11 protein-coding genes are annotated in these 13,047 nt (G+C 64.0%); 6 read left to right on the top strand and 5 right to left on the bottom strand.

Going from position 1 to position 13,047, the window contains the following annotated elements:
- Positions 1 to 28 precede the first annotated feature (28 nt).
- Positions 29 to 3,697 carry a trifunctional transcriptional regulator/proline dehydrogenase/L-glutamate gamma-semialdehyde dehydrogenase gene (gene putA, locus J5J83_RS12515; RefSeq protein WP_212349585.1) on the bottom strand — a complete coding sequence of 1,223 codons (3,669 nt, stop codon included), beginning with the start codon at positions 3,695 to 3,697 and terminating at the stop codon, positions 29 to 31.
- 175 nt (positions 3,698 to 3,872) lie between these two features.
- On the opposite strand from putA, the gene J5J83_RS12510 reads away from it, so the two are divergent.
- From J5J83_RS12510 to J5J83_RS12495, 4 genes are all read left to right on the top strand, one after another.
- On the top strand, positions 3,873 to 4,340 hold the full coding sequence (locus J5J83_RS12510; protein ID WP_212349583.1) for an Lrp/AsnC ligand binding domain-containing protein: 468 nt from the start codon (positions 3,873 to 3,875) through the stop codon (positions 4,338 to 4,340).
- 94 nt (positions 4,341 to 4,434) lie between these two features.
- Complete coding sequence (gene gshB / locus J5J83_RS12505) at positions 4,435 to 5,391, top strand: glutathione synthase (protein WP_212349581.1); 957 nt, start codon at positions 4,435 to 4,437, stop codon at positions 5,389 to 5,391.
- A gap of 26 nt (positions 5,392 to 5,417) precedes the next feature.
- Positions 5,418 to 6,443: an FAD:protein FMN transferase gene (locus J5J83_RS12500; protein ID WP_212353073.1), complete on the top strand. Its 1,026-nt coding sequence runs from the start codon at positions 5,418 to 5,420 to the stop codon at positions 6,441 to 6,443.
- Positions 6,444 to 6,580: 137 nt separating this feature from the next.
- Entirely contained in the window at positions 6,581 to 7,465 is an 885-nt protein-coding gene (locus J5J83_RS12495; RefSeq protein WP_212349579.1) for a DMT family transporter, read from the top strand.
- Positions 7,466 to 7,506: 41 nt separating this feature from the next.
- Here J5J83_RS12495 and J5J83_RS12490 read toward each other — a convergent pair whose 3' ends face one another.
- Together J5J83_RS12490 and J5J83_RS12485 are read right to left on the bottom strand one after the other, a co-directional pair.
- Positions 7,507 to 8,133, bottom strand: a complete 627-nt coding sequence (locus J5J83_RS12490; RefSeq protein ID WP_212349578.1) for a hypothetical protein — start codon at positions 8,131 to 8,133, stop codon at positions 7,507 to 7,509.
- A gap of 123 nt (positions 8,134 to 8,256) precedes the next feature.
- The gene (locus J5J83_RS12485; RefSeq protein ID WP_212349576.1) at positions 8,257 to 9,459 is read right to left on the bottom strand and encodes an HD-GYP domain-containing protein; all 1,203 of its coding nucleotides are present in this window, start codon (positions 9,457 to 9,459) and stop codon (positions 8,257 to 8,259) included.
- A 166-nt stretch (positions 9,460 to 9,625) separates the two neighbouring features.
- On the opposite strand from J5J83_RS12485, the gene thrH reads away from it, so the two are divergent.
- Together thrH and purU are read left to right on the top strand one after the other, a co-directional pair.
- A complete protein-coding gene (gene thrH, locus J5J83_RS12480) occupies positions 9,626 to 10,237 on the top strand; it encodes a bifunctional phosphoserine phosphatase/homoserine phosphotransferase ThrH (protein ID WP_212349574.1) in 612 nt (203 codons plus the stop codon).
- A gap of 20 nt (positions 10,238 to 10,257) precedes the next feature.
- A complete protein-coding gene (gene purU, locus J5J83_RS12475) occupies positions 10,258 to 11,133 on the top strand; it encodes a formyltetrahydrofolate deformylase (protein ID WP_212349572.1) in 876 nt (291 codons plus the stop codon).
- Positions 11,134 to 11,280: 147 nt separating this feature from the next.
- Here the strand turns inward: purU and amt are convergent, their stop codons facing one another.
- Positions 11,281 to 12,657, bottom strand: a complete 1,377-nt coding sequence (gene amt, locus J5J83_RS12470; RefSeq protein ID WP_212349570.1) for an ammonium transporter — start codon at positions 12,655 to 12,657, stop codon at positions 11,281 to 11,283.
- A 13-nt stretch (positions 12,658 to 12,670) separates the two neighbouring features.
- The gene (gene glnK, locus J5J83_RS12465) at positions 12,671 to 13,009 is read right to left on the bottom strand and encodes a P-II family nitrogen regulator (protein ID WP_212349568.1); all 339 of its coding nucleotides are present in this window, start codon (positions 13,007 to 13,009) and stop codon (positions 12,671 to 12,673) included.
- Between the last annotated feature and the right edge of the window lie 38 nt (positions 13,010 to 13,047).

The following is a 13,047-nucleotide window of genomic DNA, read 5'->3' as shown; positions in this document are numbered from 1 at the left end:
TGCGCGTGCGCCGGCCTTTGCGCCGGCCTCACGCGCCCATTGCCATGAGACTTGCATTACCGCCGGCGGCGGCGGTATTGATGCTGACGGTGCGTTCATGCACCAGCGCACCTGGGTCATATTCCGGCTCCGCCTGCACCAGCGCCACCAGCGGACCGTCGCGGTCGGCCAGGCGTTTGCGCCAGATGTCGGCCTCGGCTTCGTCGCCATCGAACAGCAGCGCGCCGAACGGCGTCTCCAGCCACTTGGCATCGACGCTCACCTGACTGGCGACTGCTGTGGGCAGGTTGTGCTGCAGGCGCTTGAACAACGGTGTATCGGGGAAGACGATGCGATTGCCCGACGCGACCGCGGCGAGGATCTGGTGCAGTGCGCCGACTGCGGTGTCGGCGGTGCCGGCCAGCACACCGCGTGGCACGAAGCGCAGGCTGTTGTCCTCGCCGGTCGGGCCCGTCAGCATCAGGCGCAGTCCCGACAGGCGGCGCCGGCGATAGGCGTCCGCGCGATCGCGCAGGATGGCGATGTCGTCGCCTTCGACCAGCGCACGGGCGTCGCTTTCGAGCCAGGTCACGAAGTTGAGGAAAGCATCGCTTTCCGCCATCTGCGTCGCGCCCTCGAGCGCCGGCCCGGGGCTGCGTCGCAGCAATCGGTGCAGGTAGAGCGGACCGCCCGCCTTCGGACCGGTGCCCGACAGACCTTCGCCACCGAAGGGCTGAACCCCGACCACGGCACCGATGATATTGCGATTGACATAGAGGTTGCCGACATGCGCGCGCTCGGCCACGCGCGTGATGGTCTCGTCGATGCGTGAATGCACGCCCATGGTGAGACCGTAACCGCTGGCGTTGATGTCGTCGATGAGGCGGTCGAAATCCGCGGCGCGGTAGCGCAACACATGCAGGATGGGACCGAACTGTTCGCGTCCGAGTTCGGCCATGCTGCCGATCTCGATGATCGTCGGGGCGACGAAACTGCCGCTGGCGCAGGTGTCCGGCAGCGCCAGGCGCGTGATTCGGGCGCCTGCCGCGCGCATGGCATCGATGTGGCACTCGAGTCCTTCGCGCGCCTCGGCATCGATGACCGGACCGACGTCGGTGCGCACATCGGCCGGGTCGCCGATGCGCAATTCGCGCAGCGCGCCCTGCAGCATGTCGAGGATGCCGTCGGCCACGTCTTCCTGCAGGCACAGTACGCGCAGGGCCGAGCAGCGTTGGCCGGCTGAATCAAAGCTCGAGGCGAGCACGTCGACGACCACCTGTTCGGCAAGTGCGGTCGAATCCACGATCATCGCGTTCTGGCCGCCGGTCTCGGCAATCAGCGGGATGTTTCCGCCGCGCATGGCAAGGCTGCGCTTGATCAGGCGCGCGACTTCGGTCGAGCCGGTAAACATCACTGCGCGTACGCGCGGATCGGCCACCAGCGCCGCACCCACGGTTTCACCGCGGCCCGGCAGCAGTTGCAGCGCTGTCGCCGGCACGCCGGCATCATGAAACAGGCGCACGGCGGCGGCGGCGATGAGCGGGGTCTGCTCGGCCGGCTTGGCCAGCACCGGATTGCCGGCGGCAAGCGCCGCCGCGACCTGGCCACTGAAGATGGCCAGCGGGAAGTTCCACGGACTGATGCACAGCACCGGACCGAGCGCGGTGTGAGTGCCGTTGTCGAAGCGACGTGCTTCCTCGGCGTAATAGCGGCAGAAATCAACCGCTTCGCGCAGCTCGGCCACGGCGTTCGACCATGACTTGCCCGCTTCGCGCACGGCCAGTGCCAGCAGGGTGCCGGCGTCGCGTTCCATCAGGTCTGCGGTGCGCAGCAGGCAGTTCGCACGCTCGCCCGGGGGGCGCGCGCTCCAGGCCGTGCCGTCGTCGGCTGCGGCAGCAAGCGCGGCCGCGGCGACCTCAGTGTCCGCTTCGATGACATGGCCGACGATGTCGTTGTGATTCGCCGGGTTGCGCACCGGGATGCCGGTCGCTGTCAGCGCAGGGGCGCCTGCCACCATCGGTGTGGCGATGTGAGGCGTGCTGCGGCTGCTTGCCAGTGCGGCGGCGATCCGTGCCCGTACCGGTTCGCTGGCGAGATCGAAGCCCGCCGCATTGCGCCGGCTAGCGCCGTACAGATCAGCGGGAAGGGGGATGCGAGGGTGAGGGGCGCCGGCAAGCAGTTGCGCCTCTTCGACCGGATCCGCGATCAGTGCGTTGATGGGCACATTCTCGTCCACGATGCGATTGACGAAGCTCGTGTTGGCGCCGTTTTCCAGCAACCGGCGAACGAGGTAGGCCAGCAGGGTCTCGTGGCTGCCGACCGGTGCATAGATGCGCACGAGGCGGCGCCGGTCCGCGTTGCCGACAATCTGATCGTACAGGGGCTCACCCATGCCGTGCAGGCACTGGAACTCGTAGTTGCCGGTCTGGTAGTCGGGGCCGGCAAGATGGAAGATCGCCGCCAGCGTATGTGCGTTGTGCGTTGCAAACTGGGGGTAGATGACATCGCGGGCGGCCAGCAGGCGGCGAGCGCAGGCGATGTAGGACACATCGGTGTAGACCTTGCGGGTAAACACCGGGTAGCCGTCCATGCCGTCGATCTGGGCGCGCTTGATTTCGGCGTCCCAGTACGCGCCCTTGACCAGTCGCACCATCATGCGGCGACCGCTGCGGCGCGCCAGTTCGATGACCCAGTCGAGCACGAAAGGCGCGCGCTTCTGGTAAGCCTGAACGACGAAACCGAGCCCGTTCCAGTTGCCCAGCTCGGGGTCCATTGCGAGCGCTTCGAGCAGGTCGAGCGACAGGTCGAGGCGGTCGGCCTCCTCGGCATCGATGTTGAAACCGATGTCGTATTTGCGCGCCAGCATGCACAGCGCTTTCAGCCGTGGCAGCAGCTCGGCCAGCGTGCGTTCGCGCTGCGACCAGACGTAGCGGGGGTGCAGTGCGGAGAGTTTGACCGAGATGCCGTTGCCGTCGACCACCCCGCGGCCGGCTGCGGCCTTGCCGATGGCGTGGATGGCGGTTTCGTATGCAGTCAGGTAGCGCCTGGCGTCGGCGGCGGTCATGGCGGCCTCACCAAGCATGTCGAAGGAGTAGCGATAGCCGCGTTTTTCGGTGCTGCGTCCGCGCTCGAGCGCTTCGTCGATGTCGCGTCCGGTGACGAATTGTTCGCCCAGCATGCGCATCGCCAGGTCCATGCCCTTGCGGATCAGGGGTTCGCCGCCCCGGGAGAGGAGGCGGTTGAGCGCGTTGGACAGGCTTTGCTCGCTGCTCGTCGACACCAGCCTGCCGGTGATGAGCAAGCCCCAGGTGGCCGCATTGACGAACAGCGAGGGGCTGTTTCCGAGGTGGGCACGCCAGTTGCCGCGTGCCAGCTTGTCGCGGATCAGGCGATCCGCCGTGGCCTTGTCCGGCACCCGCAGCAGGGCTTCGGCGAGGCACATCAGTGCCACGCCTTCCTGGCTGGAAAGCGAGAATTCCTTCATCAGTGCGTCAACGCCGCTCGAGCGGCTGCGCTTGTTGCGCAGGCCGGCCACGAGCTGGTGCGCCATGTCGTGCGTGCGCGCCTGCAGTCCCGCCTCCATCCGCGCCTCGGCGATGCGTTGCGGCACGCACTCGGGCTCCGGAGTACGCCACGCAGCGTCGATGCGCTGGCGCAGGAGAGGGCGGTGCTCTGCGGGCAGGGCAGCGGTTTCGGGCTGGAACTCGGACTGGGTCACGACTCGTACTCCTGATATCACGATTCAAGGTTGCCGCGGAAAGCGGCTGGCACATGCATCTCTGAGCTCGAATTGTTCTTGATAAATAGTAGTTAATGGCTCCAAAGATGCATTTAATACAGGCACAATGACCATATTTATCGTAGGGAGTAGACAATAAGTCTGCTGCAGCGCAATGGATCGGATCGATTTGAAAATTCTGGCCGAATTGCAGGCCGATGCCCGCATTTCCATGGTTGAGCTGTCGCGCCGCGTCGGGCTGAGCAAGACGCCGTGTGCGGAACGTCTGCGACGGCTGGAGAAGCAGGGCGTGATCAAGGGCTATCACGCCGCACTGGATCCCGAGTCGGTGGGCGCGGCGCACATCGTCGTCGTGCAGGTGCTGCTGTCGAGCACCACGGCGCATGACCTGAAGCGCTTCAACGATGGCGTCAAGACGATTCCCGAGATCGAGTCCTGCCACATGATCGCGGGCGATTTCGACTACCTGCTCAAGGTCAGGACGCGCGATATCACCGAATATCGCAAGGTGATGGGCGAACGCATCTCGGAGCTGCCCTGCGTCAAGCAGACACACACCTATGTGGTGATGGAGGTCGTCAAGGACGAACGCTGCCTGCCGCTGGGCCGGGTGGATCTGTAGGCGGCGAGCACTTGCGCTGCCACGGGGGCGAGTCCGTGCGGGGCTTGGTGTAACATCCTGCCTGCCCGATCCGTCCGCACCAGGAAGCCCGACCATGTCCCGTCCGCTCAAGCTTGCCTTCATCCTCGATCCGATCGAAGGACTCAAACCGTACAAGGATTCGAGTGTGGCGATGATGCGCGCGGCGTCGGCGCGCGGCCACGCGGTGTGGGCGATCCGCCGTGAAGCACTGACCTGGCGCGAAGGCGTCGTGATCGCGGACTGCGTGCCGCTGACTGTGCGCAACGACAACTACGACTGGTATACAGCAGGCGAGGCGCAGCCCTTGCCGCTGGCCGCGTTCGATGCCGTGCTGATGCGCCAGGACCCGCCCTTCGATTTCGAGTACGTCACCGCGACCTGGCTGCTCGAGCGTGCCGCGCAGGCCGGTGTGCGGGTGTTCAACGATCCGCGCTCGATCCGGGACCACTCGGAAAAGATCGCCATCACCGAGTTTGCCCAATTCACCGCGACGACGCTGGTGGCGCGCGATCCGGCCGATGTGCACGCCTTCATCGACGAACTGGGCGACGTCATTCTCAAGCCGCTCGACGGCATGGGCGGAAGCCAGATCTTCCGCGTGCGCGCGGACGATCCCAACCGCAACGTGATCGTCGAAACCCTGACCCACGAAGGCAGCCGTACGATCATGGCGCAGCGCTACCTGGCCGAGATTGCCGAGGGCGACAAGCGTGTACTGATCATCGGCGGCAAGGTCGTGCCCTACGCGTTGGCGCGTATTCCGAAGCAGGGCGAGACGCGTGGCAACCTCGCAGCGGGTGGGCGTGGCGTGGCCATGGCGCTCACCGACCGCGAACGCGAGATCGCCGAGCATCTTGCCCCCATCCTGTGGGCGCGCGGGCTGCTGATCGTCGGCCTCGACGTGATTGGCGGCCATCTGACCGAAATCAACGTCACCAGCCCCACGTGCATGGTCGAGATCACCGCCCAGCAGGGATTCGACGTCCCCGGGCTGGTGATCGACACGCTCGAAGAGGTGTGCGCCGGATGATTCGTGCGGAGCGTCTCTGCGCCTGCATGCGGGCGGCGCTGTGGCTGCTTGCCTGCGTCTTCGTGCTTGGCGGATGCGCGCGGCCGCAGGTCTTTCACCAGGAGTCCTTCGTCTTCGGCACCCGAGTCGATGTCGCGGTCTATGGCGAGGACAAGGCGCAGGCGGATGCCGCGAGCGCTGAGGTGCTGCGCGAGTTCGACCGCCTGCATCGGGCCTATCATGCGTGGGAGCCGTCCGAGCTCACAGCGCTGAATGCGGCCATTGCGCGCGGCGAGACCATGGAGGTGTCGGAAGAGCTGGCGACGATGTTGCGCGACGCGCAACGCCTGGCGGCCGCGGGTGATGAGCTATTCGATCCGGCGCTGGGCGGCCTGATCGAGCTGTGGGGGTTTCATACCGATACCTTCGTGCCGGTGCGGCCGGATCCTGACAAGCTGGCGGCGCTGGTGGCTGCGCATCCGCGCATGAGCGACCTGACCATCGACGGGCGTCGAGTCAGCAGCCGCAATCCTGCCGTGCAGCTCGATCTAGGCGGGTATGCCAAGGGCTATGCACTCGATCGCGCCGCCAGCCTGCTGCGTGCACGCGGGATCAGCAATGCACTGATCAACATCGGCGGCAACGTCATGGCGCTCGGGCGTAAGGGCGATCAGCCGTGGCGCATCGGCATCCAGCATCCACGTGCGCCCGCACCGATTGCCACCATGCCGCTGTACGACGGCGAGGCGATCGGTACCTCGGGCGACTATCAACGCTATTTCGAGCTCGATGGCGTGCGCTACGCCCATCTGCTCGACCCGCGCACCGGCCAGCCGGCGCACGGAACGCAGTCGCTGACTGTACTCGTCACGCCGCGCCCGGATGCCGGTACCCTGTCGGATGCGGCGAGCAAGCCAGCCTATCTGGCCAACGCGGGCTGGCGGGAGCAGACGCGCCATTTCAACATCGACCATGCGTTGCGCGTTGATGCCGAAGGCCACGTGCAGGTCACCCGTGCCCTGCGCGCCCGCCTGCAGTTTCCGGCACCGATCGAGATGGAAGTGGTCGACTGAGCCTTCTCCGGTGATTCATCGCGGCCACCGGCGCGAGACGCCCCTGATTGGTGCATTATTGGCCGAGAACCACGTCAAAGTCACGGCCAGCCCCTATACTGCCAGCCCGAACCCGCTGACCGATTGACGGACCAGGCATGTCAGACAAACTTCAGCTCGACCGCGTTGCCATTTTCCTGATGGTCATCTTCTGCGCCATCTGGGGTAGCCAGCAGGTCGTGATCAAGTTCGCCAATGCAGGGATCTCGCCACTGTGGCAGGCCGGATTGCGTTCGATGGGGGCAGTGGTGCTGGTGTCACTGTGGTCGGCCGTGCGCGGTGTGAAGCTGTTCGAGCGCGATACGACGCTGATTCCCGGCTTGCTGGCCGGCACCCTGTTTGCGCTCGAGTTCGGGCTCCTGTACTGGGCGCTGCAATACACGACGGCCTCGCGCGGGGTGATCTTTCTGTATACCGCGCCGTTCATGGTCGCCCTCGGCGCGGTCTGGCTGCTGCCGAACGAACACATGCGGCGTGCCCAGTGGCTGGGGATGGCGCTGGCCTTCGTCGGCGTACTGGCACTGTTTGGCGAGAGTCTGCTGTTGCCCGCCGGTACGACCTGGATCGGGGATCTGATGATGTTCTGTGCTGCGGTGTTCTGGGCGGGCACCACGCTGACTATCAAGGTGTCCGCGTTGTCTCGCGTCGCACCGGAAAAGATGTTGATGTATCAACTGGTGGTATCCGCACTCGTGCTGCCGGCGTTTGCCGCGATGCTTGGCGAGCCCGGCATTTTCGCGCCGACCCCTGCGGTGTGGGCGAGCCTTGCATTCCAGATCGTGGTAGTCGCGACAGCCAGCTATATCGGCTGGTTCTGGCTCATACGCCATTATCCGGTAACACGGCTGTCGTCGTTTTCCTTCCTGACCCCGGTGCTTGGTGTCGTGGCCGGTGGTGTCTTGCTCGGCGAGGCGCTGACGCCAGCCGTTTTCGTTGCCCTTGGCCTGGTCTGCACGGGCATCTGGATTGCCAATCGCCCCTAGCCTGAGCGGACCTTCAGCTGTCGCCCGCGTGCGCTTGTCCGTCAGCGCCCGGCGGCGTCACGCGCCTTCTTCTCCTCGTATTCACGAATGCGTGCGTCGTAGCGTGCGCGTTCACGCGCCGCATCTTCGGCCCGCTGTGCGGCGGCCGCGGCTGCCTTGTCGCGCTCGCGGCTGCGAGTTTCGTCCCGCGCAGCCCGTGCAAGATCGGCCTCATGCTCGGCGGCGGCTGCCGCGCGCGCACGATCGGCACGCAACTGTTCGGCTTCGGGCTGCGGCGCGACGGTCGCATTGCCTGCCGGCGACGGCGCGCTAGCGCTTTGCGGTGCGCCAGGATTGTCTGCCATGGCCTTGCTGGCGGCGCGCTGTCGTTCGGCCAGATCAATCTTGCGCGCTTCGGCCTCCAGTGCGCGGGCCCGGCGGATACTGTCCAGGTGTTCCTGCTTGGCGCTATCGATGCAGCTGTTCACGAGGAAACGCTGGTAACAGGCCGGCTCCGCGGCCTGATACTGCGCCTCTGCCTGCTTGCGCAGTTGTGCGGCTTCGTTCTTGAGTTGGCGGCTGCGCTCGCTGTCGGTGACTGCATTGTCATCTGCGCCATGACCCAGCGGCGCGTATAGACAGATCAACAAGGCGCTGGCGGCGATACGAAGAGTCGGGCTGGAGATCATGCGAAAACGAAGGCGCTTGAGAGGAGGGCTAGGATAGCGCCTTTAGCCGGTTTCGCGTGCGCCAATGCACTGGCGTGGTGAAAACTCCGCGTCACACTCGCTTCGTCCCATGTCTTCTCGCCTTCAGGCAGGCAACCACTGCTGTGGGTCGATCTTCCACTCCTCGAAGGATTCGTGGCTGACAATGCGATCCTGCGAGCGGCGCAGGTCGACGATTTCGGGCGTCAGATAGTGGCCCTTGGTATGAAACATCACCTTGACCGTGGGTTGCATCAGTTTGTCGGTGTGTTGCTCCTGGACGACGGCGAGGCGGCCGCTTTCCAGGCGCACCAGCGAGCCTGAGGGGTAGATGCCGATGGTGCGGATGAAGGCCTGCACCAGATCCGGCTTGAAATGGAATTTGCTCCATTCGAGCAGCTTGCGCAGCGCTTCGGTCGGGGGCCTGCCCTTGTGATAGCAGCGGTTGGAGGTCAGGGCATCGTAGACGTCGACGATGGCGCCCATCTGGCCGTACAGGCTGATCTGCTCCCCTTTGAGCTTGTTCGGGTAGCCGGTGCCGTCAAAGCGCTCATGGTGCTGGGCAGCCACGTCGAGCGCGATGTCGCTGATGCCAGGGGTGCCAAGCAGGATGACCTTGCTTTGCACCACATGGGATTTCATCTTGTCGAACTCGGCGTCGGTCAGCTTGGCAGGCTTGTTCAGAATCGCGTCCGGCACCTTGGCTTTGCCGACGTCGTGGAGCAGGGCGCCGATCGCGATCTCGTGGATGATTTCGCGTGGTAACGCGAGTGCACGCGCGAACGAGGTCATCAGCGTACACACCGAGACCGAGTGCTGGAAGGTGTATTCATCGTGGCTCTTCAGCAGCGAAAGCGGCAACAGTGCATCCTGCTGGCGAAAGATCGAATCGACGATCTGCGTAACCAGCGGCTCGATTCTCTCCAGTTCGATCTGCTTGCCCAGGCGGATATCGCCCATCATGTTGCGCACGATCACGTTCGCCTCACGATGGAGCAAGCGTGCCCGCGCCACCTCGTCGGCCAGCGAAGCCGGCGCGACCGGCGATGTCGATGTCGTGACGATGGCCTCGATCTGTTCGTCGACCTCGTGCGCAGCCTCCTCCAGCGTCGGGGCGTTCGCGACGTCGAGGCCGCGATCGGTGTCGATATAGACTTCATGCGTACCGAGCGCGCGGACTTTCTCTGCAGTGGCCATGTCGCTCACTTCGAAGCTGTTGCGCACGAAATTGTGTTCCATCCAGCCGCAGTTGAGGTCGTGGATGTACATGCCGGGCAGGAGCCTGTCGACGGGGATCAGCTTGATCATTGCGTGTCGGTGAAGTGTAGTCGCGCGCAGTATGTCCGTAGTGCTTCGGGCCTGCCAGTGGAATGATCACGCCAGTGTGCAATTGATCATGCGTGCTTCAAACCAGACCTGACGCGCGTGGATGATAGAATCGCGCCTTCGCCAAAATTGACTACAGGAGCGTCCGGTGCGAATCGTCTGTCTCGACCTCGAAGGTGTGCTGGTTCCGGAAATCTGGATCGAGTTCGCCGAGCGTACCGGCATTGCCGAGTTGCGTCGTACCACCCGTGACGAACCCAACTACGACACCCTGATGAAGTATCGGCTCGACATTCTCGCCAATCACAAACTCGGTCTGCCGGACATCCAGGCCGTGATCGCCAGCATGGGCCCGATGCCCGGCGCGCGAGCGTTCCTCGACGAGTTGCGCGAGACCTATCAGGTCATCATCCTGTCCGACACCTTCTATGAGTTCGCCAAGCCGCTGATGCAGCAGCTCGGCCTGCCGACCCTGTTCTGCCATAGTCTCGAAGCCGACGCCAACGGCGTGCTGGTCAACTACCACCTGCGCATGCCGGATCAGAAGCGTGAAGCGGTGAAGCGTTTCAAGGAACTCAACTTCCAGGTCGTTGCTGCAGGTGATTCGTACAACGATACCGCGATGCTCGGCGAAGCCCATGGCGGCATCCTCTTTCATCCGCCGGAAAACGTCATCCGCGAGTTTCCCCAGTATCCCGTCGTGCGCGACTATGCCGGTCTGCGCGCCGAGATCGACAAAGCCTTTGCCCGCACCGCCTGACCAACCCCGACCGAGCCGACATGCACCGCGAACGCTTCTTCACCCTCTCCGCCTCCTGTCCCGACCGGGTTGGAATCGTCGCCCGGGTATCGGGCTTCATTGCCGAACTCAAGGGCTGGATCCTGGAAACCTCGCTTCACGCCGAGTTGCCGCGCGAGGGTGAGGAGGTCGGGCGCTATTTCATGCGCATCGAGATCCGTGCCGACTCCATTCCGTTTCATCTGAGCGAGTTGCGCGAGCGTTTCCGTCCGCTCGCCGAAGAGCTGGAAATGGAGTGGAAGATCACCGATTCCGCGGTCAAGAAGCGGGTCGTGATGCTGGTGAGCAAGCAGGAACATTGCCTGTACGACCTGCTGGCGCGGTGGAAATCGAAGGAGCTGGACATCGAGATTCCGTGCGTCGTTTCCAACCACGACACGCTGCGCGGTTTCGTGGAATGGCATGGCATCCCCTTCCATCATGTACCGGTCGGCGCCGAAAACAAGGCCGCTGCCTATGCCGAGGTCGAACGTATCTTCGAGGAGGTGCGCGGCGACACCATGGTGCTGGCGCGCTACATGCAGATCCTGTCGCCCGAACTGTGCGCTGCGTATCCGGGGCGCATCATCAATATCCACCACAGCTTCCTGCCCAGTTTCGTCGGCGCGCGGCCCTACCATCAGGCCTACACCAAGGGCGTGAAGCTCATCGGCGCAACTTGCCACTATGTCACGGCCGATCTCGATCAGGGACCGATCATCGAACAGGACGTCATTCGCATCGACCATTCGGATGCGGTCGAAGACATGGTCCGCTACGGCAAGGATATCGAGAAGACCGTGCTGGCGCGGGGTCTGCGCTACCACCTGGAAGACCGGGTGCTGGTCCACGGCAACAAGACCATCGTGTTCCGCTGAACGGCAGGTCTCCAGCTGCGGAAAATGGCGTCCTGCGGGACGCCATTTCTTTTGGCAGATCTGGAGCGTGGACAAAAAAGGGCGCCCCGCAGGGCGCCCAATCTGGGAAGAGCCGGAGGAGTTGCGGCCCGTCCCTTTGAGTACTTATTAGTAGTGGTATGCGGTTTCGCCGTGGGAGGTGATGTCCAGGCCTTCGCGTTCTTCCTCTTCAGGCACACGCAGACCGACGAACATGTCCGCAATCTTGAAGCCGATGAAGGCGACGACGGCCGACCACACGATGGTGATGATCACCGAGTAGGTCTGGATCCACACCTGGCTGGCAATCGAGAAGTCCTCGGCGCCCGTGCCGCCCAGCGAGGGGGCGGTGAACACGCCGGTCAGGATGGCACCGAGGATGCCGCCCAGACCATGCACGCCGAACACGTCGAGCGAGTCGTCAGCGCCGAGCATGCGCTTGAGGCCATTGACGCCCCACAGGCAGACGAAGCCGGCGAGCAGGCCGATGATGATGGCACCCATCGGGCCCACCGAGCCGCACGCCGGGGTGATCGCCACCAGGCCGGCAACCGCACCGGATGCGGCACCCAGCATCGAGGGCTTGCCCTTGAACATGGCTTCACCGATACACCAGGCCAGCACAGCAGCGGCAGTGGCGAACAAGGTGTTGATGAAGGCCAGCGCAGCACCCGACGTGGCTTCCAGGTTGGAGCCGGCGTTGAAGCCGAACCAGCCCACCCACAGCATCGATGCACCGACCATGGTCAGCGTCAGCGAGTGCGGTGCCATCGATTCGCGGCCAAAGCCGATACGCTTGCCAACCATGTAGGCGCCAACCAGACCGGCCACACCGGCGTTGATGTGCACCACGGTGCCACCGGCGAAGTCGAGTGCGCCGCTATCGAGCAGGAAGCCGCCGGGGCCCCAGACCATGTGGCAGATCGGCAGGTAGCAGAAGGTGAACCAGATCACCGAGAACAGCAGCACGGCGGAGAACTTCATGCGCTCGGCAAAGGAGCCCACGATCAGCGCGCAGGTGATGCCGGCGAAGGTTGCCTGGAAGGCGATGAACGCATACTCCGGCAGTTTGGAGGCATCGCTGAAGGTATCGGCAAGGCTGTCGAGCGTCACACCCGACATGAACAGCTTGCCCAGCGAGCCGATGAAGGGGCTGGCCTCGGTGAAGGCGAGGCTGTAGCCGTAGAAGGCCCACAGCACCGTAATCAGCGAGAACACCACCATCACCTGCATCAGCACCGACAGCATGTTCTTGGTGCGGACCAGACCGCCGTAGAACAGCGCCAGGCCGGGCAGGGCCATGAACAGCACCAGCAGCGTGGCGGTCATGATCCAGGCGACGTCACCTTTGTTTACCGTCGCCTCGACGGCCGCTTCAGCCGGTGCCGCAGCGGCTGCTGCTTCGACGACGGCCTCTACGGCGGGCGCCGCCGTTTCCTGGGCAAAAACGCCGCCCGCAAAGCCGACGGTCACTGCCGCCAGCAGAATCGCAAATAGTTTTTTCATTTCACAGTCTCCCTTACAGCGCGTCGGCCCCGGTTTCACCGGTGCGAATGCGGATGGCCTGTTCAAGATCAAAGACAAAAATCTTGCCGTCGCCGATTTTTCCCGTCGAGGCGGATTTTTCGATGGCCTCGATGGCCTGGTCGAGAATGTCGTCGCGGATGGCCGCTTCGATCTTTACCTTGGGCAGAAAGTCGACGACGTATTCCGCGCCACGGTAAAGTTCGGTATGGCCTTTCTGGCGACCGAAGCCCTTGACTTCGGTCACGGTGATGCCCTGTACGCCGATGGCGGACAGCGCTTCACGCACTTCGTCGAGCTTGAAGGGCTTGATGATGGCGCTGATGAATTTCATGATGAATCCCCCTTTGTTGCCGAGATGTGTTGCTCCGG

This window comes from Azoarcus sp. L1K30, assembly GCF_018122735.1.
Lineage (GTDB): Bacteria > Pseudomonadota > Gammaproteobacteria > Burkholderiales > Rhodocyclaceae > Parazoarcus.
The sequence above is the reverse complement of the archived record's forward strand: the minus strand, read 5'-3'. Positions and strand labels throughout refer to the sequence as shown.

Coding starts and splice junctions, on each gene's coding strand:
- J5J83_RS12510 (WP_212349583.1), top strand. CDS start 3,873: ATGGATCGGATCGATTTGAAAATTCTGGCCGAATTGCAGGCCGATGCC.
- J5J83_RS12490 (WP_212349578.1), bottom strand. CDS start 8,133: ATGATCTCCAGCCCGACTCTTCGTATCGCCGCCAGCGCCTTGTTGATC.
- gshB (WP_212349581.1), top strand. CDS start 4,435: ATGTCCCGTCCGCTCAAGCTTGCCTTCATCCTCGATCCGATCGAAGGA.
- J5J83_RS12495 (WP_212349579.1), top strand. CDS start 6,581: ATGTCAGACAAACTTCAGCTCGACCGCGTTGCCATTTTCCTGATGGTC.
- amt (WP_212349570.1), bottom strand. CDS start 12,657: ATGAAAAAACTATTTGCGATTCTGCTGGCGGCAGTGACCGTCGGCTTT.
- J5J83_RS12500 (WP_212353073.1), top strand. CDS start 5,418: ATGCGGGCGGCGCTGTGGCTGCTTGCCTGCGTCTTCGTGCTTGGCGGA.
- J5J83_RS12485 (WP_212349576.1), bottom strand. CDS start 9,459: ATGATCAAGCTGATCCCCGTCGACAGGCTCCTGCCCGGCATGTACATC.
- glnK (WP_212349568.1), bottom strand. CDS start 13,009: ATGAAATTCATCAGCGCCATCATCAAGCCCTTCAAGCTCGACGAAGTG.
- purU (WP_212349572.1), top strand. CDS start 10,258: ATGCACCGCGAACGCTTCTTCACCCTCTCCGCCTCCTGTCCCGACCGG.